This is a genomic window from Rhizobium sp. N621, assembly GCF_001664325.1.
Classification (GTDB): Bacteria; Pseudomonadota; Alphaproteobacteria; order Rhizobiales; family Rhizobiaceae; genus Rhizobium; species Rhizobium esperanzae.
The window spans coordinates 1,152,586-1,177,865 of the sequence record NZ_CP013495.1; the positions used below are offsets into that span (position 1 = coordinate 1,152,586).

The 25,280-nt window shown below is 55.5% G+C and carries 25 protein-coding genes and 1 pseudogene; 21 read left to right on the forward strand and 5 right to left on the reverse strand.

Annotation, left to right across the window (positions count from 1 at the left end; all coding sequences use genetic code 11):
* Positions 1 to 2: 2 nt before the first annotated feature.
* Positions 3 to 176: a hypothetical protein gene (locus AMK00_RS32430; protein WP_164517766.1), complete on the reverse strand. Its 174-nt coding sequence runs from the start codon at positions 174 to 176 to the stop codon at positions 3 to 5.
* Positions 177 to 652: 476 nt separating this feature from the next.
* On the opposite strand from AMK00_RS32430, the gene AMK00_RS05645 reads away from it, so the two are divergent.
* From AMK00_RS05645 to AMK00_RS30565, 9 genes are all read left to right on the forward strand, one after another.
* Positions 653 to 2,011 carry a hypothetical protein gene (locus AMK00_RS05645; RefSeq protein WP_064809837.1) on the forward strand — a complete coding sequence of 453 codons (1,359 nt, stop codon included), beginning with the start codon at positions 653 to 655 and terminating at the stop codon, positions 2,009 to 2,011.
* 50 nt (positions 2,012 to 2,061) lie between these two features.
* Positions 2,062 to 2,622 (forward strand): acyltransferase, encoded by a 561-nt coding sequence (locus AMK00_RS05650; RefSeq protein WP_064809838.1) that lies wholly within the window; start codon positions 2,062 to 2,064, stop codon positions 2,620 to 2,622.
* A 231-nt stretch (positions 2,623 to 2,853) separates the two neighbouring features.
* Positions 2,854 to 3,108, forward strand: coding sequence for a DUF7940 domain-containing protein (locus AMK00_RS05655; RefSeq protein WP_064801070.1), 255 nt, complete (start codon positions 2,854 to 2,856; stop codon positions 3,106 to 3,108).
* The gene (locus tag AMK00_RS05660; protein WP_064809839.1) at positions 3,083 to 3,547 is read left to right on the forward strand and encodes a lysozyme; all 465 of its coding nucleotides are present in this window, start codon (positions 3,083 to 3,085) and stop codon (positions 3,545 to 3,547) included. Before AMK00_RS05655 ends, AMK00_RS05660 begins: the two co-directional genes overlap by 26 nt.
* Positions 3,547 to 3,909: a hypothetical protein gene (locus AMK00_RS05665; protein ID WP_064809840.1), complete on the forward strand. Its 363-nt coding sequence runs from the start codon at positions 3,547 to 3,549 to the stop codon at positions 3,907 to 3,909. Before AMK00_RS05660 ends, AMK00_RS05665 begins: the two co-directional genes overlap by 1 nt.
* Before the next feature lie 4 nt (positions 3,910 to 3,913).
* Positions 3,914 to 4,141 carry a hypothetical protein gene (locus AMK00_RS05670; protein WP_064806005.1) on the forward strand — a complete coding sequence of 76 codons (228 nt, stop codon included), beginning with the start codon at positions 3,914 to 3,916 and terminating at the stop codon, positions 4,139 to 4,141.
* Positions 4,138 to 5,994 (forward strand): hypothetical protein, encoded by a 1,857-nt coding sequence (locus AMK00_RS05675; RefSeq protein WP_064809841.1) that lies wholly within the window; start codon positions 4,138 to 4,140, stop codon positions 5,992 to 5,994. Before AMK00_RS05670 ends, AMK00_RS05675 begins: the two co-directional genes overlap by 4 nt.
* A 12-nt stretch (positions 5,995 to 6,006) precedes the next feature.
* On the forward strand, positions 6,007 to 6,435 hold the full coding sequence (locus AMK00_RS05680; protein WP_064809842.1) for a hypothetical protein: 429 nt from the start codon (positions 6,007 to 6,009) through the stop codon (positions 6,433 to 6,435).
* 185 nt (positions 6,436 to 6,620) lie between these two features.
* A complete protein-coding gene (locus AMK00_RS30565; RefSeq protein ID WP_082240273.1) occupies positions 6,621 to 6,806 on the forward strand; it encodes a hypothetical protein in 186 nt (61 codons plus the stop codon).
* A 158-nt stretch (positions 6,807 to 6,964) separates the two neighbouring features.
* Here AMK00_RS30565 and AMK00_RS05690 read toward each other — a convergent pair whose 3' ends face one another.
* Positions 6,965 to 7,165, reverse strand: a complete 201-nt coding sequence (locus AMK00_RS05690; RefSeq protein ID WP_064809843.1) for a hypothetical protein — start codon at positions 7,163 to 7,165, stop codon at positions 6,965 to 6,967.
* Positions 7,166 to 8,191: 1,026 nt separating this feature from the next.
* Here AMK00_RS05690 and AMK00_RS05695 point away from each other — a divergent pair.
* The 12 genes from AMK00_RS05695 (at position 8,192) to AMK00_RS30570 (ending at position 20,471) form a co-directional block, all read left to right on the forward strand.
* Positions 8,192 to 10,237: a thiol-disulfide oxidoreductase DCC family protein gene (locus tag AMK00_RS05695; protein ID WP_082240274.1), complete on the forward strand. Its 2,046-nt coding sequence runs from the start codon at positions 8,192 to 8,194 to the stop codon at positions 10,235 to 10,237.
* A gap of 582 nt (positions 10,238 to 10,819) precedes the next feature.
* Positions 10,820 to 11,536: a WbqC family protein gene (locus tag AMK00_RS05700; RefSeq protein ID WP_237350445.1), complete on the forward strand. Its 717-nt coding sequence runs from the start codon at positions 10,820 to 10,822 to the stop codon at positions 11,534 to 11,536.
* A 428-nt stretch (positions 11,537 to 11,964) separates the two neighbouring features.
* Positions 11,965 to 13,062: a class I SAM-dependent methyltransferase gene (locus tag AMK00_RS05705; protein WP_064809845.1), complete on the forward strand. Its 1,098-nt coding sequence runs from the start codon at positions 11,965 to 11,967 to the stop codon at positions 13,060 to 13,062.
* Complete coding sequence (locus AMK00_RS05710; protein WP_064809846.1) at positions 13,059 to 13,880, forward strand: phytanoyl-CoA dioxygenase family protein; 822 nt, start codon at positions 13,059 to 13,061, stop codon at positions 13,878 to 13,880. Before AMK00_RS05705 ends, AMK00_RS05710 begins: the two co-directional genes overlap by 4 nt.
* The gene (locus AMK00_RS05715; protein ID WP_064809847.1) at positions 13,877 to 14,824 is read left to right on the forward strand and encodes a glycosyltransferase family 2 protein; all 948 of its coding nucleotides are present in this window, start codon (positions 13,877 to 13,879) and stop codon (positions 14,822 to 14,824) included. The genes AMK00_RS05710 and AMK00_RS05715 overlap by 4 nt, the downstream gene beginning before the upstream one ends.
* Positions 14,825 to 15,221: 397 nt before the next feature.
* Positions 15,222 to 15,857 (forward strand): class I SAM-dependent methyltransferase, encoded by a 636-nt coding sequence (locus AMK00_RS05720; protein WP_064809848.1) that lies wholly within the window; start codon positions 15,222 to 15,224, stop codon positions 15,855 to 15,857.
* The gene (locus AMK00_RS05725; RefSeq protein ID WP_064809849.1) at positions 15,854 to 16,519 is read left to right on the forward strand and encodes an acetyltransferase; all 666 of its coding nucleotides are present in this window, start codon (positions 15,854 to 15,856) and stop codon (positions 16,517 to 16,519) included. The genes AMK00_RS05720 and AMK00_RS05725 overlap by 4 nt, the downstream gene beginning before the upstream one ends.
* Positions 16,516 to 17,457 (forward strand): hypothetical protein, encoded by a 942-nt coding sequence (locus tag AMK00_RS05730; protein ID WP_064809850.1) that lies wholly within the window; start codon positions 16,516 to 16,518, stop codon positions 17,455 to 17,457. The genes AMK00_RS05725 and AMK00_RS05730 overlap by 4 nt, the downstream gene beginning before the upstream one ends.
* A 16-nt stretch (positions 17,458 to 17,473) precedes the next feature.
* Positions 17,474 to 17,854 carry a GtrA family protein gene (locus AMK00_RS05735; RefSeq protein ID WP_237350469.1) on the forward strand — a complete coding sequence of 127 codons (381 nt, stop codon included), beginning with the start codon at positions 17,474 to 17,476 and terminating at the stop codon, positions 17,852 to 17,854.
* Complete coding sequence (locus AMK00_RS05740; protein WP_082240275.1) at positions 17,851 to 18,732, forward strand: class I SAM-dependent methyltransferase; 882 nt, start codon at positions 17,851 to 17,853, stop codon at positions 18,730 to 18,732. The genes AMK00_RS05735 and AMK00_RS05740 overlap by 4 nt, the downstream gene beginning before the upstream one ends.
* Before the next feature lie 418 nt (positions 18,733 to 19,150).
* The gene (gene rffA / locus AMK00_RS05750) at positions 19,151 to 20,287 is read left to right on the forward strand and encodes a dTDP-4-amino-4,6-dideoxygalactose transaminase (protein WP_082240276.1); all 1,137 of its coding nucleotides are present in this window, start codon (positions 19,151 to 19,153) and stop codon (positions 20,285 to 20,287) included.
* Positions 20,288 to 20,303: 16 nt separating this feature from the next.
* Positions 20,304 to 20,471: an NAD-dependent epimerase/dehydratase family protein gene (locus AMK00_RS30570; protein WP_335720563.1), complete on the forward strand. Its 168-nt coding sequence runs from the start codon at positions 20,304 to 20,306 to the stop codon at positions 20,469 to 20,471.
* Positions 20,472 to 20,847: 376 nt separating this feature from the next.
* Here the strand turns inward: AMK00_RS30570 and AMK00_RS05755 are convergent, their stop codons facing one another.
* The 3 genes and pseudogenes from AMK00_RS05755 to AMK00_RS05760 all read right to left on the reverse strand — a co-directional run bounded on the left by AMK00_RS05755 (position 20,848) and on the right by AMK00_RS05760 (position 24,829).
* A complete protein-coding gene (locus AMK00_RS05755) occupies positions 20,848 to 22,539 on the reverse strand; it encodes a hypothetical protein (RefSeq protein ID WP_237350446.1) in 1,692 nt (563 codons plus the stop codon).
* Between the two features lie 181 nt (positions 22,540 to 22,720).
* Positions 22,721 to 22,849 (reverse strand): annotated as a pseudogene (locus AMK00_RS32435) (IS110 family transposase); the annotation flags it as partial.
* Positions 22,850 to 23,326: 477 nt separating this feature from the next.
* Positions 23,327 to 24,829: a DegQ family serine endoprotease gene (locus AMK00_RS05760; protein ID WP_064809852.1), complete on the reverse strand. Its 1,503-nt coding sequence runs from the start codon at positions 24,827 to 24,829 to the stop codon at positions 23,327 to 23,329.
* Between the last annotated feature and the right edge of the window lie 451 nt (positions 24,830 to 25,280).

Below are 25,280 nucleotides of genomic sequence, written 5' to 3' on the forward strand. Positions count from 1 at the left end.
GGCTATCCCCGCATATCTTCCCACAAAATGGCAACCCCCAATGCCATCACGCTTATCGGCATGGCCCAAATAATCATTTTGACCGGTTGGCTGGCATACAGGAACATGTAACCGCCGACTGATGCACCGCCAATCGCCATCATCGTCCCCAGTGTCATCGATATGAATTTCCTCATCAAAAATCTTTCCTGAGCGCTTGGGAGCCTGTGGAGTTCATAATGGCAGCCACCCGCAGGCGATCTGCATTGGGATGGCCATCGGCAGCAATGTTGCGGGCGTCACTATCAAACCAAGTGCGCCGCCTAACAGTCAATTCCCGGGGCTCTTTTTGTTTGGAGATTATCAGGGACAGAACAGGATCAACCGGCATCTATTCGAAACGCGCCGAAACGACGCCTGCTGTCCGCCAGGTCATCGACCCCGCGCCCTGGAACGCGCTGACGACTCCCTGCCACGCGACGGCTCGGCGCCGATCGCGCCTGGAAAACAGACCCAGGTGCGACCAGGAATCGGAGAGGCGTGATCGGTGCCAGCGCGGATGTCTATCGCCGCCGCCCCTTGTTCAAGAGAAGATAGCCCGATGTCGTTCAGATAAGCTTGCTCAACAAGAATGCCTCGCAATCCGCGGGGCCTTTTTCTTTGGAGACGATGAATGCCCAGAAACCCATCAACCGGCGTCTATTCGAAACCCGCCGGCACGACACCCTCCGTCGGCCAGGTCATCGATCCCGCGCCATGGAACGCGTTGACCACCGACCTCGGCAACGAAATCACCAACTCGCTGCCGCGCGACGGCTCGGCGCCGATGACCGCGCCACTCAAAGCGGCAAGCGGCACGGTTTCGGCGCCCGGCATCGGTTTCGCCACCAACCCTCAGACAGGCCTGTATCTGAAGGGCGGTGGTCTCCTAGGGTTCACGCAGAACGGCGTCGACGTCAGCTTCGAAAAGGCCTTGGTTTATTCTGCGAAGTCAGGCGATTACACGGCGGCTGCGTCAGACGACAATGCGGTCAATCGCTTCACCCAGGCAGCGACGCTCACCTTGAGCGCTGCCGCAACGCTTGGCGCAAACTGGCATTATTGCGTCATTGCCGATGGTGGCGACGTGACGATTGATCCCACCGGCTCGGAGACGATCGATGGGGCGGCGACACTTGTCCTCAAGAACGGCTATAGCGTCAACATCATATGTTCCGGTGCCGCCTTCTTCACCAACAAGCTCGCGGCCAGAATCGAGAGTAAAGCCGACAGTTCGGCCGTGGGCGATTTCGTCGTCGGCCTCATCCTTTCCAACAACGGCGCGAGCCCGAACACCCATATCGACTTTACCTCCGGCTCGGCCAGGTCGGGGTCGAGTTTCGTTTCCAGCGCAGCGTCGTTCACCAAAAGGGTGACGGGAACATTTGCGGCCGGAACCGGCGCGGGCGGCCTTGACGCCGGCGCCGTCGCAGCAAATGCGACATACTTCGCCTATGCCTTGCGCAAGGACGCCGACCTGTCTTTCGACGTGGTTTTCTCGACCTCGCCAACCATCGGCGGCATCACCACGACACTGCTCACCGGCTACACGATCGTGAAATGCTTCGGCGTGGTGCTGACGGATGGAAGTTCGAACATTCGGCCTTTCGTTATGTATCCGAGGGACGAGTATACCTTCGTGACGCCGGTCAAGGATGCTGTCAGTGCCGCTATCTCTACGACCTCGACCCTTCTGGCGCTAACAGCGCCAAATGGGGTGAAAGTCAAAGCGAAGCTGCGTTTCGAGTTCACATCGTCGGCAACGACCAATGCGGCTCTGTTATCCGACCCTGCACAAGGTGCGCTTATTGCCGGCGCCGGCAATGACGGCGCCAACGTCGGCTCTATCCAGGTAGCGAGCGGTTTCGCAGTGGGATCGCAGGAGATATGGACAAATACAAGTCGGCAAATTCGGATGGCAGTGGGCGGTTCCACCGGCAGCATCTGGATCTGGACTGATGGCTTCCATTTCCCTTGCGGAAGGAGCTCTTGAATAAGCTCCACACCTGTGTTTGACATGCTGCCATCACGCCAGGAGTAGAAATGGCACAGGTCGATAAGGCATCGTATCGTAATCGAGGCGGCGTAATCCAGCGGCTCGTCACTGCTTATAAGCGCTTCCGCTACTTCACCGCGGCCGGCGAAAATCTCGTGGTGAAGCGCAGCGCTGAGTTTCGCCTGGTGGGTCATGCCGTCCTTGAGGTCGGGGATAACGTCACCATCCAGGACCAGTCGTTCTTTCAACTTACAATGCCAGAGCCCAAAGTCTTCATCGGCAACAACACCGTAATCGGCCGGCGAAACATCATCACGGCAAAGAACCGAATATCAATCGGCAATGATGTCCTGATCGGCTCTGATGTCCAGATCATCGATCACGGCCACGGTATCAGGCGAGACGTACCAATCAGACTTCAGAAGGCCGAAATCGGCTTTGTAGAAATTGGTGATGATGTCTGGATTGGCGCGGGTGCCAAGATATTGATGAACGTCACGATAGGGACGGGAGCCGTGATCGGCGCAAATGCCGTTGTTACGGCCGATATTCCCGACTACGCGATCGCGGTGGGTTCCCCGGCGAAAGTTGTCAAATACCGCACTTGAATCAGATCCAGATTGTACGCGGCTATCATCGACGCGATCGTGCCACGTAGTTTTTAGGTTTTGCTCCTTCTTGAGCCCGATCTGGCGACAGCCATTCCTTTGAGAGTCGTAGCCAACGGCATTTAGTGTCCGTCTTCGTCGGACAGGGCTCACGCATCACTGAAACTCCGACTCGCACCGCCTTTTGAAACGGCGCGTCCCGCTAAATCCTCAACAACCGGAGCCCACCCCATGCTCGTCCATAACTGGCGCGCAGTGATCAAGCACGCCTGGAGCGTCCGCCTCATGGCGCTCGCTCTGCTCTTCATCGTCCTCGAGCCCGTCATCAATTTCGTGGCCGCGACCTGGGTGTCGCGCAACCTCTACATCCAGCTCGCCATGTCTACGGCATCGGGGCTCTTCGCCGCTGCGGCGATCGTCGCCCGCATCTTCGTCCAGCAGAAAATCTCAGGAGAACTGAATGGCAAACCGCCTGCAGAAAGGTAGCGCCGCGGCCGCGATGGCCGTTGCATTGGTCGGAAGCTTCGAAGGGCTCCGACAGCATGCCTATCCTGACCCGGCCACTCAAGGTCAGCCGTGGACGATCTGCTATGGCAGCACCAATGGTGTGAAGCCGGGCGACTATAAGACGGTGGGAGAATGCAAGGCGCTGCTTTCGCTCGAGCTGCAGCAGTATGCCAATGGCATAGAGCAGTGTGTCACGGCCCCGCTTCCGGATGCCCGCTTCGTGGCGCTGACCTCCTTTGCCTACCATGTCGGCGTCAGGGCGGCCTGCGGCTCGAGCGCGGTCAAGCTGATCAACCAGGGCAGGGCGGCCGAGGGCTGCGAGGCTCTCCTCAAATGGAACCGCGCCGCCGGCATCACCTTTCCCGGCCTGACGCGCCGCCGGCAGAAGGAGCGCGCCTTCTGCCTGGAGGGCATCTGATGTTCGGCCTTCTCGACGCGCTGAAGATGGGCGCCGGCATGGCCGCAGGCCTCGTACTCTATCACCTCTATGCCGTGTCGATCGGCTATCCCTCGGCGGCGCGTCAGGCGCGCGCCGGTTACGTCCTCATGTCCGAAAAGACCGCGGCCGAAGCCAGGGCGGCCGAGATGGAGCGCCAGCGGAATGCGGCGGCAGGCGCCGGTGAGGAGCACCGGAGGCGCCTGGAGGCCGCCAAGGCCGCCGAGCAGGCCGCCAGAGACACATTGGAAAACGAGATCCGATCCTATGAATTCGAGCTTTCGCAAACGAACCGCGCTTGCGCTATCACTGCTGCTGATCGTGACTGGCTGCTCCGCCACTGAGCGCCTGAACAAGGCGGCGGTCGCGAGCGGGCAGGCGGCGGCCGGCATCGTGCTGCCGCCGCTGCCCGACGATCTCAGAAAGCAGGAAGCGCATGCGCCTGTCCGCGAGGGCGAGCCGCTGATTGCGATCCTCGCCCGCGAGCGCCAGGCGCTCGACCGCGCCAACGCCCGCCAGGGGCGCAGCGTCAAATTCTATGATGACCTCACCAGCCGATATGGAACACGCCGATGATGAATGCCATTTCGCTCGCCCTTGCCAATCCGATGCTGAATGGCGCCGGCGCGAGCGCCGGAGACCCCGACCGCTACATGTTCTTCGCCACCCGCAACCGCATGCCGTCGGGCGCGATCGTCACCGCCGCCTCCGGCACGAATTATGTCTGCACCAAGATCGTCGTCAACACGCCGCAATACAAGACGCGGACCTTCCGCTTCCATCTCTCCGGCTTCGCCTCGACCGAAGGCGGAAATTCGCCGCAGGAAACCGTCGTCACCGGCACGATCGGCACGCCGGGCAATTCCGTGATCGCCGACGCCATGTTCATCCGCGTCGCCGGCGTCTTCTACCAGTGCAGCTTCGCCGGGGCGAACACGGTGACCGTCGCCGACCAGACGAACGGCGCCTGGACCGACGAGCTCACCATTCCCGATGTCGCGCCGGAAAGCGAAATCGAAATCTGGCTGTTTTATCACACCGCCGTCGGCGAGAAGATCTGGCCGGTCTATCGCATCCAGAAGCATCGCGGCGAACGCGTCTGGGGCGCCGGCGATCTCGCCACGCTTCTTGCCTTCAAGGATAGCCCGCTCGCTGACAGCACCGCCGCGCTCGATACCGGCTATGGCACACAGGCGCAGCCGCAATATTGGGGGGCCGATTTCATGGTCGCCAAGGGCGACTGGGATGGAAGGCCGGTCGCGCTGGCGTTCGTCGACAGCATCGGCGAGGCGCGACAGGAATATTCTTCCGCTGCCGATGCGCGCGGCAATCTCGGCTGGCTGCGCCGCTGGCTCGACAGGGACGGCGGCCCTGGCCGCATTCCCCATTGCCTGATCGGCATGCCCGGCGCCGGTTCCGTCCGCGAATACACCGGCAGCGGCTCTTCGATCGCGACCAGGCGCCGCGACATCATCCGCGAAATCATTGCCTTCAACGGCAATAAATGGCCGTTCACGGTCATTACAAATCAGATGGGGCAGAACGACACGGCCTCGACCTATACGCAGTTCTTCACCACCAACTACCGCTCTCTGGTCACCCGCTTGCGCGCCGAATATGCCGGCGTCAAAATCGTCGCCTTCCCGCCGCTGGGGCGCACGACCGTTACCCGCAACATCACGCTGACCTCGGTCGGCACGGTTGCCACGGCGACCATCGCAAGCGGCCTCAACGGACTGGCGACCGGCCAGACCGTCAGCATTTCGGGAGCGACGCCGACCGCTTACAATGGAAGCTATGTGATATCGGTCGTCGACGCCAACACCTTCACCTACAATTTCGCCGGCGGCACCTCGCCGGCGACCGGGACCATCACCTGCAACGATCTCGGCCTGCGGGCGGAATATCAGGTCTATAGCGCCAACAACAGCTGGCCGTCGGACGGAACGGACGCTTCGGGCAAATGGCGGCTTCGCGATGATATCCTTGCGCAGACATCGGCTTGCTGCGACGCGGCAATTGATACTTACGCAGCATGGGTCTCCCCCTCCAGAGGCGGTGTCTGGCCCGGCATGTTGGAGCTCGCGAGCACGACATTGACCGCACAGGCCGGAACGGACGGCATTACCACCTATAACCAGATCGTCGTCGCCGATGCGAGCATCTTCAGGCCCGAGCAGACGCTGCACATCTATTCCGGTCCGGACGGCCTGGCGCGCTTGAGTACGCAGGTCGTCGCCAGCATCGCCGGCAACGTTATCACCTATCAAGGCGTGAGCGCCGTCATTCTGCCTGCCGGCTCTGTGGTGCGTCCGGCGCCGTCCGTCGGGGAGCTTTCGCCGGTCTCCTTCATCCACCCGCAGCCGATCATGATCGACCGGATATCGAACGGCATTGCCCAGTCCGAGAAGCTCAAATTCAATCCCTGAGGTGGCCCCGCCATGACATCCAACGACGATATCCTGCGCGCTCTCGGGCGCGTCGAGGGAAGGCTGACCGGCATCGAGGAAAACGTCGCGCTGCTGCGCCAGGAGATGGGCGACGAAAAGGCCAGTGCCCATGAGAGCCGTACGGTGATTCACAGACGGCTCGACGAACAGGCAAGGCAGATCGCCCATCTCGATACCAGGGTGGCAATCACAGGCGGAGCCGATACGCAGATCCGCGCCGAGATCCTGACGCTCAAGGAAACCGTCGAGAAGAACCAGGAGACGGTCGGCCCGGCGCTCGAAGAGTGGAAACGGATGAAATCGATCGGCTATGGCATCTCCGGGCTGATTGCCTTCGCAGGCCTGACGACCGGCGGAGTCATTGCCTATGCGAGCGACGGGGCTGTGGCGGCGCTCAGGCATTGGCTGAAGATCAGTTGAGCGGGCGCCCAACTTTGCGCTGTCTGGCAAGCAGGCGACTGACGGAGAATGCCGGCAAGTCAAACGCAGCAAAACGGCGTCAGCTCGGTTGATATATTGCCGTATTTCGCCAATTGCTAAAATTAGACTTTACTAACGAACAAAACCGCCGCCTGTTTGTTATCCTCTTCAAGGAGGAAACGGACATGAAGAGCATGAGCAACCGCCAAGTTCGCGTTCCCGGGCCCCGGGAGCATGACGTTGCCGAGCATTGCCGCAAGTTTGGGATTGGCCCGGCGGAGGAGAAGAAGCTGAAAAAGCTGCTCGGGTCTCACGCACCGCTGCATGAGATCCGGGCCAATGCGCCGCCGCCCCAGCCGAAATGGCGATAACGCCGGGGCCGGAACTTCCGGCATGATCCGGCGTTAGGATCGCCGGGCCGCGCGGCCGGTCTCGTCTCCTGTACCCCCTGCTACCCCGGCAGGCGCTGCGCGGTCCACTGATTCCCTTGTTTCCGGCCTGTCGGCGTGCGGATCTGCGCACGCCGCCATCAATGCCGCAGCTCGCGCGACAGCATCAGAATATAGTCGTCGGCGATATCGGCGACCACCATGGCGGCTTCGGCCGGCGGATAGCCCCTGCCGACCGCTTCGGCGACGATCTTCATCACCTGCGGCTCAAGCGCTTCCCGGCAGTCGGCCAGATCTTGGTCATTCGGGCATTTGGCACGAAATTCCACAATGTTATTCATGGCATACCCCTCCGTTTGATGTTGCGGCGCTGCTTGATGCATGAAGCCGGTCCCTCGCGGGAAAGGCGGGTCACCGTTCCGGGGCGCCGTGCCGGAACAAATTAGCGATCATGAAAATACGATGTCACAGGGCGGGATGTATTCAAGTTGATGCTGATATTAAGGTAAGGCAGTAGGGTTAATTCGTCCAGCGCCAGTTGACGGCCCGTCGGCGGGAATGTCAGGCAATAAGGCAACGTCATGGTTTGGTGTTGTTTCCCGGCATACAATGCAGGCGGTTTGTTTGGATTTTCGCGGGAAATGCTGCCTTTATATTGCGAGGTCCGGGCGCAGCTCCGTCCCGGAGCCGGACAGCCACAAGGGGACGTCATCCTCGGCCTTGTGCCACTGCTGTCCGGTTCGCGTCGACGGCTTGTGGTGGGAATGGAGAGCTTGCGGCATCGACCCTTCGCCCCGTTTACCGATCGACCTCGTTCGAGCCTGTAGTCGAAATTCTGTGGCAGATCCTCAGGGGTCGGTTCCATCATCCCCTCGGAAAGAGGTTTGTCACCGTCATGTTGGGTGAGGCATCGGAACGTCTGCAGTTTGGGACAGGCAGCGGCCAAATAGAGCGAGAAGTTATTGTCCCATCTGAAGAGGGGAAACTGAACGCCAGTTTCACACCTGCACCAAGATAGTCTGTGATCGAGAGACCGCGCAAGTCGGGCACGACTTGCACATGCTGTCGCAAATTGAATCCAAGGCATCGTAGTGGCGATCGATATGGATCAAAGAAGGAGGATCTAAGTAAAGATCTAGAGAGTAAGGGTCCGATCCCGGCCGACTTCGCCACCAGTCCGGCTTACTTGCCGTATTTGGCCACTTGGCGGCGATTGGCTTCCGCGGTCGTGCCTTGAGCTTCGTTCGATTCTAAAGTAAGCGTTCGCCTGGACAGAGGTCATGGAAGCAGGAGGCGCTAATCTCCAGGGCGCTGAACAGTACGCCTCTAATGAGACTTAGCGAAGACATCGAAGGCGACGGTTGGGCATGGTTGATGCGACGGATATATCAGCGGGCGTGGAGTCCCTTTCAAACGTGCGTCGCAGCAAAGGGATCCTCGTAACCAGCCTGATATTCATTATTGCTCTTTCCCTGGTCGCTTTTACCGGAACTTGGGACTGGCTCGCGAAGCGCTTTTTCGGCTTTTTTCCGCTGCTGATCGGTTTGTTCGTACTCGGCATCCACCCCGTAGTTAGAGTGAAGGCCGCAGTAGCCCTAAGTGGTCTTGCGGATTGGCTCTCTAGACGCGGGGCCTTCGTATCAAATCCCGAGGAGGAAGCACCGAAATTCGCGCTGATCCGAATAGTATTTGGGCTCCTCATGATCGAGCGCGCCTTCTGGATAATCTCCTATCTTGAGCCTTCGGACTGGGGGCAGCCATCGATTTGGTTGACTGCCATGACGGGATTGCTCTGCGGCGCCTTGGTGGCAGCGGGTCTGCTGACGCAGTACGCTCTCGTGTACCTGATCGTTTTTCAGTGGCAGATAGGAGACATACTGCTCCGCACATCCACGTTGGGAAACTGGATCGCAGCGATGCTTTCAGTGCTTCTGATATTCACAAACGCCGGAGCGAATTTTTCGCTGGACCGGCTGCTTATGAAAAGAAGCACGTTCGCGCGCAAGGTCATCTCAGCCTTCTACTATGACAACGGTTTGCCAAGTGAATCCGGGCTGCAGCTCGCAAAGTTGATGACACTCGCTTGTTATTGGTGCGTATGCCTGTACTCGCTTTCGATCCATTTGGGCGAGCCTGCCTGGATGTCAGGCTCGGCTGGCCCACTGCTGCTCACCAATAACTTCATGTCCAGATATTCGACTGAGTTTAGCTGGCTGCTTTCGCAAGGCCCGATCCCGGTTTTCCTGGCGCGCGTATCACTCTGGGCGATGTTGCCGTGGTATCTTCTGCTGCTTCCGTTTGTGCTGCTCGGCGGTGTGTTTCGCAAATATGTAATCATGTGGGGCTTGCTGTTCTTCGGGCTGAGCCTATTCGTCCTGCAGCTCGGGTGGCTAGCCCAATTCGAGTTCCTGTTCGTGGCCGCCTTGTTTTGGACCAAGACGTTCATCAGTGGCGCAAACAGGCTTCAGGTGGCGTACGATGACCGCTGCAATCTGTGCGATAGAACGGTGACGTTCGTAAAGGCCGTCGATCTCTTCAGGCGAGTCCACCTTAAGCCGTTGTCCAAGAACATTCCTTGGCTTATGGAAGTCGGCATCGATCCGGATGAAGCACGAAAGGACCTTTATGCTGTTGACGTCAGCAGCGGGAATGCCGTCAAAGGTTATGAGTTCTATGTGCTTTTATCGAGGCACGTGTTCCTTTTGCTGCCGCTTCATCCGTTGCTCGTAGTCGGTCGATATTTGGGAGGACCGGCAGTGTATAGGTTCGTTGCCGAGCGTCGGACGAGGATGTTCGGCGTCTGTCAAATCCCTACGCCAAAGCCAGAGTATACGCTGTTGCCAACGGGCCAGATGGTCCACAAGGACATCGTCCCGGGTGATCCGATCTCCACCGTCTTCTGTCATGTAATGATTTTGCTGGCATGCTTTGTTATCTCGCTTCCTCTGCCGTACCTGGTAAAGAACGATCTGACGGTCCTGCGGAAAATCCAAGGATCCGTTGCGGCGCCGACCGACGCAGCTGGTATCTACGGGGTCGGTCCAATCAATGTGTTTAATTCCACCGATCTTCGGATGGCTGAGAACTGGTTTACCCTCAGCAAGAAGACCAAGGACGGCCTCGAACAGCTTCTTCCAATATTCTCCGAGGACGGGAAGCGTCTAGCCTCTCACAGATCGGACCGGGTCTATTTTGGGCACACTGTGGCGTTCAGGCGCGGCGTAATCGGGAAGGAGGGCTGCCAATTTGAAGCGTTTCGCCAGCAGGTCAGCTACCTTGGCGAAAACGAACATTCAAGCGGTGAGACCCTCATTTATCGTCAGTACGTGGAGCCGCTGCCCAGCGTGGATTTGCTACTGCGGGGCCAATATATGGCGAGCGAGAGACGACTGGTTTGCGAAGTGACGTTTTAGCGGAACTGTCGACGTTTGAGGGGTGGCTGTCCATATACAACATCTTTCATCAGGACTGGGGAGGCGAGTTGGCTAATCCTGAACCGTTTTTTTCTGCGATGACCAAAAAGGACTTTTTCTGCTCCGGCTTCTTGTTAAAACCCTCGTGGTCAAGAGGATTATCGACCTTCGTCGGCGGCTCCTGCGAACCGTCGAGCTGCTGCCCTGTGACGTGACTGGTTCAGTTCAACCAAGAGCTCCTTCGGGAGCACGCCGCCGTATCGGCCTCCTATCATCGCGGGCTCATCAAGACTCGAACCATACCATCTGATTATCGACACTCTGGTCAGCCCATGGACGATCAGCAGGCGCTGCCAATCTTCTTGAACTGTCACCAATACTTTGACCAGACAGAACCCACTGAAAGGCGCTGATGACTTCTTTCAGCCTCTCATTCTACATTTCCCAGGATGCCCCGATCAGGCGCGTGACGATCTCTCAACAAACAATGATGTGCAGCCGCAGGCGCACGCGGCTATGATGTCAGCCGTACTCAAGAGCTTTACAAACCGACGGCAGCGAGTGCGGCTTTGAATGCCTGCCGTGCCATTCGAAGAAGGAAATGAAGTGAAGAAGGTGGCTATCGTCCAGTCAAATTATATCCCGTGGAAGGGTTATTTCGATATGATCGCTGCCGTGGATGAGTTTATCCTCTACGACGATATGCAATATACGCGACGTGATTGGCGCAATCGCAATCAGATCAAGACGCCTCAGGGGATTCAATGGCTCACAGTCCCCGTTCAGGTAAAGGGAAAGTACCACCAGAAAATCCGAGAAACTGAGACAGAAGGCACCGAATGGGCGAACGCCCATTGGAAGAGCCTGATCCAGAACTATCGTCGTGCTGCACACTTTGAGGAAATCGCTGTGTGGCTGGAGCCTCTTTACCTGAATGAACCGCCAAGTCACCTTTCGCCGCTCAATCGCCGATTCATTGAAGCAATCTGCAATTATCTCTCAATCCAGACTGTAATTTCCCATTCATGGGACTACACGTTGGTGGAAGGAAAGACAGAGCGTCTGGCTGCGCTTTGTGCTCAAGCGGGTGGCACAGAGTACGTATCTGGCCCCGCGGCAAAAGACTATATAGATGAAGGAGTCTTTGAAGAACGAGGAATTAGGCTTACCTGGTTCGACTATGCCGGCTATCCTAAATACCCTCAGCTCTGGGGTGAATTCGTTCATGGAGTGACGATCCTGGATCTTCTCTTTAATTGTGGAAGGGACACGCGAAATTACATGAGATACCTGAAATGAGACCTTCACGGCGTCAAATTTCTGGTCCGCTGGTGAGTAGCGCTTTTGAGAAGTGGCGGAAATGATTGGGCACCGCTGGAGGTGTTTCGACACTCTTGCCAACTCCCGCCAATAAGGTACCAGGGGTGGATTGATCGACGATCTCTGAATCCTAGAGTTGCAATGAAAATAGCGTGGGCAGTTTTGATCCTTGGAAGAGGCATCATGAGTTGGCTAACACTTGAACCTTTGGCGTGGGAAGAAAGCGTACCGGATGCTGGCGCCAATCCTCCACATTTTTAAGGCTTGCGCGTGGTGACAAAATTGCGTTATTGCGGTCCGCTAGCAAGCACTGCGGGGGACTTCGCGTGACGGAATATATTTCTAGGTGTCCCGCATGTGGATCAGCAGATTGTAGAAATCTACCTATTCCGCATGCAGCCCGCTCGATGGTTAGCGACGGCAAGGTGGTATCGAATCCTCTTAGGCGCTGTTCTTGTAACAACTGCGGCCATGGCTTTCACACCCAGAGTTTTTCAGAAGAGCAAATAAAAGAGATTTATAGCGCCGACTACTCGATCGGCCTGCGAGACGCGGTGGCGGACGCTGCGCGCTCCGCCGAATATAGCCGACAGATAGAAGCTTTCTTGACGCATCATCTGGGGAATGAAGCCAATTTTTCCAAAATCATAGAGTTTGGATGCGGCAGCGGTACGTTGCTCGGTCACCTGACCAATAGACTTGGTGCTCAAATTTCAACCGGAGTGGAGCCCAGTTCCCGGGTGGCCGCGAATGCGCGTTCAAACGTGGGAGGTCGAATTTCCATCCACGAGGGTTTTGCTGAGCAGTTCGAGGCCTCGCCCCCCGCCTACAATCTTTGCCTGTCCGTTAACGTGATAGAGCACACACGTAATCCCCTCGGTTTTCTGCAAGCATGCCGACGCGTCATTGATAAAACGGGGAATATTGTCGTCATTTGTCCGGATGGAGAAATCGTAGGGTCGGAGTTGCTCTTTTACGATCATATATCCAACTTTACGTCCGCTTCCTTGGCAATGATTGTAGCGGGTGCAAACCTGCGGATGGTTGCGAACTCCCCCTTAACGGGCAGGCTGCAGGGATTTAGGATTTACCTGCTGCAGGTCGGAGACGCTGACCTTGACAGTCAGACCCGCGGCTTCGCCTTTCTTTCTCAGGAGCGCGCAGAGTATGTGAACACCTGGAGCAGGATACGAGACGCGACCAACCGGGTGCTTAACGGCCGGAAGTATGGCATCTTCGGCACGGGTGAGTATTCGGATCTTCTTCACGCCTACAGCCCGTCCGTGATCGAAAACGCAGAGTTTTTTGTTAGGGATCAACCGGTAGAGGCGGATTTCTATGGTAAGCTTGTTGTATCGGTCAAAGACTTCTTGAGCTTTCCAAGAATGCCCCTGATCGCGGCTGTGCATGAGCGAAGCTGGTCGCTTATCCGAGATCGTTTTGGATCGGAGGATGTTCCGATCTTTCATTCTCTTGAAATTGCAAGGCAGGACGCCATCCTATGACGGAAATTTCTCGCTACGGCGTTATTGCGGCAACCGAAGCAAACGACATTTACGACATCCTCGCGGAGGAGGTCAGGCTGCTGGGATACACTACGCTAGATTCCGGATTGGCCGGGGCTCAGCTCGATGAACTCTCGCAGTTGTTCAATAGAGCGGAGTTGGAATACGATACCGCGGCAACAGACCGAGGTTATGATCTTAGCAAGATTAATGAGCGTGATACGATTCGTCTCCTTCCGATGGTGTGCCCCAATTTCTGGGAGGTCGTTTTCAATCGGCCACTTCATGCGTTATTGTCTCGGCTCCTCGGCGGTTACTTCATCCTGAACCAGGTGAACGGCCTGATAAATCGCGGCCACCAAAGCAAATACCACCAGGCCCAGTATCACAGAGATCTTCCGTATCAGCATTTCACTAGCTCTCGGCCGCTCGCTATCAATGCACTCTTTGCATTAGACGACTTCACTATCGAAAATGGCTCTACGCGCGTGATCCCTGGAACACATCATCGTGAAGCGTTTCCACCCGACGAGGTTGTCCGACGTTTGGAGACCCACGTCACCGTCAAGCGGGGGACGTTCATTGTCTTGGACTGCATGGTTTATCACGCCGGCAGCACCAATAAGACCGATAAAAATCGTCGCGCCATTAATCACGTCTTCACGATTCCGATGCTGCGTCAGCAGTTCCATATTCCTTCCGTGCTAGGTGAAGCTCCAGATTTTACAGAGCAGCAAAAGAAAATACTGGGCTATGGCCTAGATGAATTTCGTTCAGTTGGCGACTGGTTCAAGTCTCGGTTGCCGAAAGACAAATGAGTTCCGTGACGCGCAAGTTATCCATTGTTACCACTCTATACAGGTCAATGGACACAATCGATGAGTTCATCCAACGTGCCTTGGCCGCGGGAGAGGCGGTGTCGGATGATATTGAAATCGTGATTGTCGATGATGGCAGTCCGGACGCTTCCGCGAACATCGTGCGAAATTGGGTTGAGCGCGACGCTCGGATCTCGCTATTATGCTTGAGCAGAAATTTCGGACATCATAAAGCGATGCTCGTGGGTTTGGAGCATGCTCAAGGCGACCTAATATTCCTGATTGACAGCGATCTCGAGGAGCCTCCCGAGTTGCTTTCGGAAATGGCGCAGGTTTTGCGGGGAAAAGCTGTTGATTGTCTGTACGGGCTGCAGGAACGTCGGAAAGGCGGCCGGATCGAGCGGATATCAGGGCACCTTTTTTATTGGCTTTTCTCTGCGTTAAGCGAGGTAGGCATACCCCAGAACGTATCAACGATGCGATTGATGACCCGTCGCTATGTATCCGCTCTACTTAAATTTCGCGACAAAAACCCAGTCTTCGTTCCCCTAAGCATCCTTGTTGGCTATCCCCAGGCATCGTTCCCTTTTATCAAAGCCAGCACCTCGGATACCACCTACTCGCTAGGAAGGCGGATTGCTCTGACCGCCCTTGCTATCACGACGTTTTCAGCTAAGCCACTGATATTAATGCTGTGCTTCAGCTTAATGATGGCTTTCTTAGGTATCGTCTACGGCGGGTTTGTTGTGGTGCGCGCGCTGATCGGACCAGTCCAAGACGGATGGGCGTCACTCATGGCCGTCGTGGTCTTTTTCTTCAGCTTGAATGCTGTTTTTACGGGGCTCATGGGCCTTTATGTCAAGCAGATCCTGGAGGAGGTGAAGGATAGACCCCGCTCAATCATTCAAGATATCTATTCTAAAAAGAATTCCTCAGAGACCTAGCCGATGTATTCCGAAAAATACTCGCGCGCTTTACAAAAGTTGGAGGGGCGCTTCCAACGTCGTCAGCCGGGCGGTATATCCTGTCGCGGGTGTTGAAGTATCGCTGGAATGGCTACCACGTGGCGTGACCTACCTGGAGTTCATGTTGACGATCGTCCGAGTCAATCGCAGATACCCGTCGCGTGAGTATTCGGACGCGGTAACCGGCTCACGGAAATCACCAAATTGGGATACGAGATGTTGCTGGTCCCTCACAAATGGGAGCGCTGAAAGCGATAATGAAGATCGGAGGAAGAGCTCATATTTCTTTGAATGGCGGGCTGGTAGGGTGTTTACAGGATTTTGAGAACAATTAGCGCCGCTAAACATCAGCGCCCTTACACGTGGTGGGACATTCATGGTTGAATCGAGTGACGACATTCTGAAGGATGTGGCTAACTATTATTCGGGACGGATCGCTGAACATGGCCAAACCGCAGCAGGTGTTGACTGGAACAGCCAAGCCGGCCAAATCATGCGCTTCAATCAACTTCTCAAAGTGGTCAATTCTTCGCAACCATACTCCATCGCCGATATAGGATGCGGATATGGAGCGTTGCTTGACCACCTCTCGCAGTTGGGACACGCCACTCGGTACATAGGTGTCGACATTGCTCTGCCGATGATTGAAGCCGCCCGTTCGCGTATCGCCGCGTCGCCGGACGTGACTTTTAGGCTGGGTAACTCGCCAGGTGAGATCGTCGATTATTCTGTAGCGTCGGGAATTTTCAATGTGCGGCTTGGTCGGACGGACGAGGAGTGGCTTGCGTATCTGGTGGAAACACTGGACATGATGGACATATCCAGTCGGGAGGGTTTTTCTTTCAATTGTCTAACATCCTATTCTGACGGAGACCGGATGCGGGGTGATCTTTTTTACGCCAACCCACTGGACTTATTCGATCTTTGCAAACGGCGCTATTCACGGCAGGTAGCTTTGTTACATGACTATGAGCTATACGAATTTACGATGATCGTGAGGAAGTTGCCATGATGCGGAAGCTCGTCATTTTTGGGACAGGTGACATTGCCCAACTCGCCCATTACTATTTCGAAAATGACAGCGATTATGATGTGGTCGCGTTCACTGTGGACGAAGCTTATTTAACTGATCGAGAGTTTTGTGGCCTTCCGGTCGTTGCCTTCGAAAACGTCGCTGATCGCTATCCTCCGGCCGACCATGCCCTTTTCGTCGCACTCAGCTACTCCAAGCTAAATCAAATCCGCAAGCAGAAGTTCGAGGCCGGGCTGGCTCTCGGTTACGACCTGGCAAGCTATATCAGTTCTAGCGCAACAGTCCTCAACGAGCATTCCGTCGGACGCAATTGTTTTATTCTTGAAGACAATACGATCCAACCATTTTCGCATATTGGTGACAATGTCACGTTGTGGAGCGGTAACCATATCGGTCATCATTCGGATATTGGAAGTCACACGTTTATTTCCTCGCATGTTGTGGTATCCGGTGGGGTCAGGATTGGCGAGCAGTGTTTCATAGGGGTCAATGCTACGCTTCGCGATCACGTTAGTATCGGGGCAAGATGCGTTATCGGTGCCGCAGCACTCATACTGTCGGATGCCGAGGCTGATGGAGTCTACGTATCCAGCACCACTGAACGCTCGCGTGTTCCCAGCTCAAAACTGCGCAAGATATGACCGGCACATGGATCAAAACCGGCCTGCTCTTCAAGCCGTCCGGCGTTCACCCCAAGCTGAGGAGTCACGCTGCGAACCCGCTCGCACTTCACCTCGAACGTGACACATACAGGGTGTTTTTTAGCGGGCGTGACAGCGAGAATCGTTCCTCTGTGGGCGCCGTTGATATCGATCTCTTGACGCGAAAAGTCGTGCACGAACACAAGCAGCCCTTTCTGGTTCACGGTGCTGGCGGCAGTTTCTTTGAAGCGGGTATCAGTATCGGCAACTGTTATTTTGCGGGTCCGCAGCGCTATATGCTATTCATGGGATGGCAGAGGCCTGCGGGAAGGCACTGGCGAGGCGATATAGGCCGCATAAAGGTTCGACCCGATCTAACGCTTGAACTGGACGCCGACGTAGCGTTTATGGCCTCGGATGAGGAGGATTCCGTCAGTCTTTCCTATCCATGGGTTGAAAGGACAGATAGTGAAACCTTCAGGATGTGGTACGGATCTACCGTAACCTGGGACGCTGGCAACGGCGAAATGCTCCATGTTATCAAGTCCGCAACTTCAAGGGATGGCCATATATGGCACAAGGAAGGCACGGCAATTCCCTATGAAATAGGCAAGGCGCAGGCCTTCTCCAGGCCCACGGTTCTCATTGATGCTGTGTGTGGTTACCGGATGTGGTTCTCTTACCGCAGCGGTCAAGGCGAAGCCTATCGGATCGGGTATTCTGAAAGCCGAGACGGGATCGCGTGGATCTTGAAATTGGACCAAGCGGGTATAGACGTTTCCGAAAACAGCTGGGATAGCGCTATGATCGAGTACCCTTACGTGTTTCGGCACGGGGACAATACATATATGCTATACAACGGCGATGGTTTCGGGAAAACGGGTTTTGGCTTGGCCGTTCTGGACGACAATAAGGTGGAGAGATCTGATTCTATCTAAAAATAGTATATTGCAGGTGACCCGTTTTGGATTTATCGGCTTATTGACGAACAGCTTCGGATATATCCTGTACCTCATGGTCACCTTTGCTGGGATTCCGCCAAAGTTGGCAATGACTATACTTTATTTTTTCGGAGTTGTTATGAGCTTTGCTGCCAATCGGCGCTGGGTTTTCATTCAGGCTGCGGAGCAGCAGAGCGCCCTAGTCCGATATGGAATCATCTATGGTGTTGGTTACGCGCTGAACTACAGCATCCTCTACGTGTTTGTTGATAGGCTCCATTACGCTCATTTTTATGTGCAAGCATTTGGTATAGTTGCCGTGGCCGCATTCGTATATGTGGCGTGCAGCATTTATGCCTTCCCTTCCACTAGCAAGAGAAAACAAAATCCGTGAGCTCCCGTTGTTTAGGTTGTGGAACTAAATTCGACAGTGAAGCTGGCAGGCCTCATTGCCCCGCTTGCCGTTGGGAGCCTGAAGAAATAGGCGGAATTGCAGCTTACGCTCCACAGTTTGCTAACCAAGGGGGTGGATTTGAAGCTTCTTATTTCAAAGTTTTGTCGGAATTAGAGGCCACAAATTTCTGGTTCAGGTCCCGAAACGATCTTATCCTGTGGGCTTTACGCAAGTACCATCCCAAATTCCGCTCTTTTCTGGAAATTGGCTGTGGGACGGGTTTTGTTCTTTCCGGCGTTACCGAGAAATATCCTGAAGCTGAGATTTTCGGAAGCGAGATATTTATCGAGGGTCTGCGATTTGCTTCTCAGAGATTGCCTAATGCACGGCTCATGCAAATGGATGCCCGGTCAATTCCATTCGCGGAGGAATTTGATGCCATCGGCGCATTTGACGTTCTTGAGCACATTGAGGAAGATGAAACCGTCCTGCAGCAAATGCACGCCGCGCTGAAGCCTAAAGGTACGCTGCTGGTGACTGTTCCGCAGCATCCATGGCTGTGGAGTCCCCTTGACGATTACGCTCACCATTGCCGTCGGTACACGGCCAGCGAATTGAACAGGAAAGTTACTGCCGCGGGCTTCACCATCCTTCGCAACACCTCCTTCGTCTCGTTCCTGCTGCCGGCGATGCTTGCTTCGCGTTTACTAAGCCGAAATAAATCGCTTGACGAGATCGACGTTCGAACCGAGATGCAACTTCCAAGCCTGCTCAATAACGCTTTCAGATGGATATTGCGTGCGGAAAGCGCTCTCATCGGAACTGGTTTGGATTTCCCTTTGGGTGGTTCGCGACTGCTCGTCGCCAGAAAGATGTGAGGCTGATGTTGTCCCTTTCCATTTTGTCGAGTGGAAGGGCATTCATCTAACGGACACCGATCGCGGCGAGGCTATCGTGTGGGGAGACATGAATGAAAGCGATTGTTCTTACTGGCAGCGCGGGGTCGCGCCTGTATCCTCTGACGCAAGTCTCCAGTAAGCAGCTCCAGGGCTGTTTTCGACAAACCTATGATCTATTTACCCTCTGACCGTTCTGATTGCGTCAGGGGTCCTACATCGAAACAATAGAGCGACGGCAAGGCTTAAAAATCGGTTGTCCGGAAGAGGCGGAGCTGGTTCGAGGGTTCCTCAGCATTGCTCAATTTGAAACCTTGATTGGGCGCATGCCGGCATGCGAGTACAGCGACTATCTGCGCGGCGTCGCCGACGAGTGGCACAGGCTTCAAGAGGATAAGCAGTGAGCGAGAAAATCCCGTTCAATCGGCCGTTCATGACCGGCAAAGAGCTATATTACATCGCGGAAGCGAAGTTCGGCAACATGCTTGCTGGTGACGGGCCTTTCACGAAACGCTGCCACGAGTGGCTGGAAAATAAAAGTGGATGTGCAAAACCGCTGCTGACGCACTCATGCACCGCCGCGCTGGAGATGGCGGCTCTGCTTCTCGACATCGAGCCTGGTGACGAGATCATCATGCCCTCATATACTTTTGTCTCTACCGCCAATGCGTTCGTGCTGCGCGGCGGTGTGCCGGTGTTCGTCGACATCCGGGAAGATACTTTGAACCTGGACGAACGCCTGATCGAGTCGGCTATCACCTCGCGCACTCGCGCTATCGCCCCGGTTCATTATGCGGGTGTCGCCTGCGAGATGGACGCTATCATGAGCATTGCCAAATGCCATGGCCTCAGGGTCGTGGAAGATGCGGCGCAGGGCGTGATGGCAGCCTATAAAGGCCGGGCACTGGGCAGCATTGGTGACCTCGGGGCCTACAGCTTTCACGAAACCAAGAATGTAATTTCAGGGGAAGGCGGGGCCCTGCTGGTAAACGACCCTGCTCTGGCGGTGCGCGCCGAAATCATCCGCGAGAAAGGCACGGACCGTGGTCGTTTTTTCCGGGGAGAGGTCGATAAATACACCTGGCAGGAGGTGGGCTCTTCGTTCTTACCGGGCGAGCTGATCTCGGCCTTCCTATTTGCCCAGCTTGAAGAAGCCGAGCGCATCACCAATCATCGCTTGGCCATCTGGCAACATTATCACACGCTTCTTGAACCGCTCGAGGCTAAAGGATTGCTTCGCCGGCCCATCGTCCCAGACGAATGCCAGCACAATGCCCACATGTACTACGTTTTGCTGGCGCCGGAGATCGATCGTCAGAAAGTACTTAGTGAGCTGAAGAAGAGCGATATCTATTCGGTCTTCCATTATGTGCCCCTGCACTCCTCGCCCGCCGGAAAACGGTATGGCCGCACGCGGGGCGACTTGCAGGTGACCAACGTCCAGTCGGAAAGGCTGGTGCGTCTGCCCTTATGGGTTGAGTTGACTGCTGAGCAGCAGGAACACGTTGTCAGGGTTTTGGAAGCTGCCATCGGGTGACCCATCAAAAGCATCGATGGGAATGGAAATTCTGGTGATGGGCGGGGCCGGCTTTGTCGGGTCGGCTGTTATCCGTCACATCATCCAGAATACCGACCACTCGATCATCAACGTCGACAAGCTGACCTATGCTGGAAACCTTGAAAACTCGGCGAGGGCGATGGCTCAGATCGCTGTGCGTTAGAGCGGCCGATATATGCAACCGTACCGAGTTGGAACGGATATTTGCTCAGCAACCAAGAGGACAAGCTTGGCTGCTGGAGTTTTTGCTGGGGTAGCCGTGCAGCATCATCCAGGCTCGACCGCCGCCACGCCGTCGATGCCAGCAAAAGCGCGAATTGGGCTGGCGCCCGACGGTGACTTTCGAGAGCGGCGTTCGAAAAACCGTACAGTGGTATCTCGACAAACTCGATTGGTGCAAACGCGTACAGGCTGGCAGATATCAGCGCGGACGTTCTGGGGCAGATTCGATAGCCAATAACTTCTGCCGCTGGATTGGAAGGGCGCGCACAGATGGTCCGGATCTGTCAGACCACTTGCCGCCGCATCGCCTTCGACTTTCACCGGGTCGATTGGCAAAAGGGACCGTCAAATCTCAAGAGATCTCTTGCCACGTAGCGTTCAGGATACGTTATTTTGACAATAAAAGCATTGGCCGCATAGGACCATTTGTTTTGCCCGGCGCGTCCTCGGTGAATGATATAGAGGCATCCTGGAACATCAAACGCCGCGTCTTCGACTTTCGTCCAGGCTCCTAAGAACCTTCCGAACTTACTCACAAATCCCGACCAGCCGCCATAGGCGATCATCGAATCATAATTCAGGATCAATGCATCACGCTTCCCGGTCGCGGATTCATGCAGCCCGGCATATTCGCCCAATCCGGCCGTGGTGTCGAAGGCTTGCAGGCCTGATCGGTCGAGGATCACGGAATTGCGGCCTTGCAGGGCAGGGGTGTTCCTGATCGTGTCAGCAAAAGCTTCCTGCCAAAGGTGGTCCAGGTAAAAGGTGCCATAGACGAACCACCAATTCACAATGAACACCGCGATTAAGCCGGCAAAAGAGGCCACTTTCATCCGATGACGTTTATCGGGATTCGTCGCCGGAAAAACGGCACATATAGTCTTGAATAGACCGAGCGTCGAGAAGGCCGCACCGAACGGAAGCAGTACCTGAAAACGGGTCGCGGTCCAAGGTTCATAGGAGGGCTCCTTCCCGACCATCACATAGGCCGACGCGCCAAGCCCCAGTAACACGACACCCATGCCAATCAGTCCTCTTCCACTGTGTTCGACCTGGGGGCTGCTGCACACTTGATGGGAGGTGATGGAATAAACCGCCATCAGGACAGCTGCGAAAACTAGTAAGAGAATCTTCTTGTCAATATAAATTCCATCACTCGGAAATAAGTAGAAAAATATTACCCTAATCTCCGAGATTAACGTCGAGATTTTTATGTCGATTATGTTGTAATCATCAGCAAACATACCGCTTGTTTTCAACATAAAATGCTGAATTGCAGCATAAACGAAAGGAAGCAATATAATAATATATGTATTTCTCAGAATATATTTTATTATGTTCAAATAATTTCGCTGATTGAATTCAGCTTTCAAAGCATTTTCCTTTTTGTAAAGGAGGTAAGCAGCTAAAAATAACACCAGCAAAAACGACGGAACTAGGGAATTTAACGGGAATGAGAGCGCAAACAGTGCATACGAGAGGTATTCCTTATACTTATTATTCTCATTCCTGGATATAATAAAAATATAAACAGCAAAGGCGAAGATTAATATAAAAATAAGCCCGGGATTATTGATTGCTGCAATTCTAGCATGATAGAGAGGTAGGACCGCCACAAGAAACGATAGAGACATTGCGTCAAATTTCGAGAAATTCAAAGCTTTTAGAACAAGATAAAACACATTAACGATAAGATAGCCTAGCAAAAAGGTAGAGAAAGCATAAAACCACCAGCCGACCAGCTGTACAGCATAGTGATAATATCCGATAATCGGAAGTCCAGCCTGAGAAAACACAGAAATAAGCATATCTTTACTGGCGCCAGAAAGGCTCCAATCATCCCAATACTTCGCGTCTGATAGGAAGAAAATGGGAAAATGGGCGGTCGCGTAAATAGAAAACAGCTGTAATTCAACTCTTTTCCAAATAATTTTCATGTCGGGCATACGATGGCTTTCGTTACGAAAAGAGACATCCATTGTTTTATGGAATGTCAGACTGTGCAGCATGCTCTATCAATTTTCGTGCTCTCTGCGATGCCAGATACCTGGGCGGCAAGCGGTACTCGCAAAGAGGGGTTGTCATCTGTCGTCGTGCTGCGAGCTATGGAGTAAGGCTCGAGTTTTCGTAAAATAGTCAGTCTTGGAGAATGTTGCGTCTTCTCAATTCAGCGTGGTTGCGTCAAGCACTTTTAAAGTTCTCCCTTGGCCGGCTTTCGCCCAGCGGATGCAGATGAACATCCAACCACTCTTTACTCACGTCCACACCGGCATAAATTACCGGCATCGCGTCTTCTTGGAACGAAACCTTGCCTTGCATGCGGGACTTGCTCCCCATCATCTGTTCAGGACAAACGCGAGGACGGCCGGACCAATCTCATCCCCGGTTCAAGCCAAGGGGCCTGCGGTCCCGGCCGTCCGCACTCCGGCGGATGGCCATCCGCCGGAGTGCGCACCGATCATCCAACAATCAGCGCAAATTGAACATGCAAGGGGCTGGTTTCGCCGATCTCCGGTGTCGGGATGTCGCCTGGCCTTGAACTCCTGATCGTGTCTCAATTCGCCGGAAGCGTCTGAAAGTAAAAAGAATCAATACCATTCATCCAGTCCACATATTTAAACCGGACAGCTGTGGCCTTGTGCCGAGGATCTGCGCACGTCCAATCGGGCATTTGATAATTAGCGCTTTTACGGCGGAACAATTGCGGTGGTCAGATGCTCGGCACAAGGCCGAGCATGACGGAAGAGATTTTGTCAGCAAAGTGAGCCCGCTTTCGCAAGCTTTTGCTGGATTGCTTCAAGTCGCGGCAAAAGGCACGGCGACGAAGGTTTTATTCCCGTCGCGTTCGACGAGCAGCAGCACGGATTTGCGGCCGGCCTTGCCGGCTTCGGCGATTGCGGCCTTGACGTCGCGGGCATTGTGCACCGGCCGGTCGTTGACCGAGACGATGACGTCGCCCGACTGAATGCCGGCGGCAGCGGCCGATTTGTCCGGATTGACGCTGGCGACCACCGCGCCGCTGACCGAGCGCGGCAGGTTGAGCTGCTGGCGCACATCCGGCGTCAGCTCGGCAAGGCCGATGCCGAGGCTCGGCTGGCCGGAGGCCCGACCCGGCGCTTCCGGGCTTGTCGCTGCGGCCTGCTTCTGGCCGTCCGCATTGGCGCCGACGGTGACGTTGAGATCGATCGCCTTGCCGTCGCGCCAGACGCCGAGCGATTTCTGCGTGCCCGGCGAGAGATCGGCGACGAGACGCGACAGGTCCTTCGGCGTCTTGACGGTCTCGCCGCCGACCGACGTGACGATGTCGCCGGGTTTCAGGCCGGCATGGGCGGCCGGCGTATCGGCGGAGACGGCGGCCACCAGCGCGCCGCCCGTCTTGTCGAGGCCGACGGCATCGGCGACGTCTTTCGTGACCGGCTGGATCTGCACGCCGAGGTAGCCGTGATTGATCGAACCGTCCTTCTCGAGCTTGGCGACGATCTCCTTGGCCTCGTCGGAGGGAATGGCGAAGCCGACACCGACGCTGCCGCCGTTCGGCGAATAGATGGCGGTGTTGATGCCGACGACCTTGCCCTCACGATCGACCAGCGGGCCGCCCGAATTGCCGTGGTTGATCGGCGCATCGATCTGGATGAAATCGTCATATGGCCCGCTGTGCAGGTCGCGGCCGCGCGCCGAAACGATGCCCGCCGTCACCGTGGTGCCGATGCCGAAGGGATTGCCGATCGCCAGGATCTGGTCGCCTAGCTTCAGCTTGTCGGAATCGCCCCAGGCGATGGTCTGCAGCGGCTTGCCCGCCTGGATCTTCAAGACGGCGACATCGGATTTCGGATCGGTGCCGATCAGCTTGGCCGGAAGTTCCGTGCCGTCGTCGAGCGTCACCTTGATGCCGACGGCATTGTCGATGACATGGTTGTTGGTGACGATCACGCCGTCGGGACTGACGATGAAGCCGGAGCCGAGCGCCATCGCATGCTGGGAGCCGCGCTGTTGCGGCGCCGGGCGCGGCAGCGGAATGCCCTGATCCTCGAAGAACTGGCGGAACTGCTCGTCCATCGGCGATTGCTGATCGGCGCTGACATCCGTTGTCTTCATCGTCGTGGTGATGGTGACGACGGCAGGCTTGTCAGCGTCGACGACGGAGGCGAAGGAGCCGCTCGGGGCGAGAATACCGCCCGTGTCCGATGGCGCGGCAAAGGCGCTCGACGAATTGATGGCGTAGGGCAGGCAAGCCGCGCCGGCGATGATGGCGGCCCCGACAAGCGCTGCTGTGCGATGTTTGCTGAGAATATGTGACATGGTGGTGATCCCTTGCGAGAGCGTTGGCTTGTGATGGCGTCGTAGTTCCATGTCTGGGACCTGGCGTCGGATGAGGTGCGCCAATTCCTTCGCTCGCCGGCGCGGATCGTCGGGAAGCGACGATCGGGGAGGGCAAGAAGAATTCGCGCTCGGGATTAATATGATCGCGCCGAATGGCTTTACAAATTAAATATTGATCATGTTTATATTGCCGATTTGTAAGGCATTACTGAAGTTTAACCTTCGTCGCCCGGTGTCGGCGCCAGCCGCCGCGCTCTCTGCCAAACTGCCGGTCGTTTCGCCTGATAAAGGCGATCCCGCTCTCTTCGGCAAGTCGGATCTGGAACCCGTTGCGGCCATAAAAGTTAGTAGACTCTAAAATATTTCTTCGTCAGGAAGTAATGACCGGGGAATCAGCCGCAGGCGCGTCTCGCCCACGGTATATGAGGGG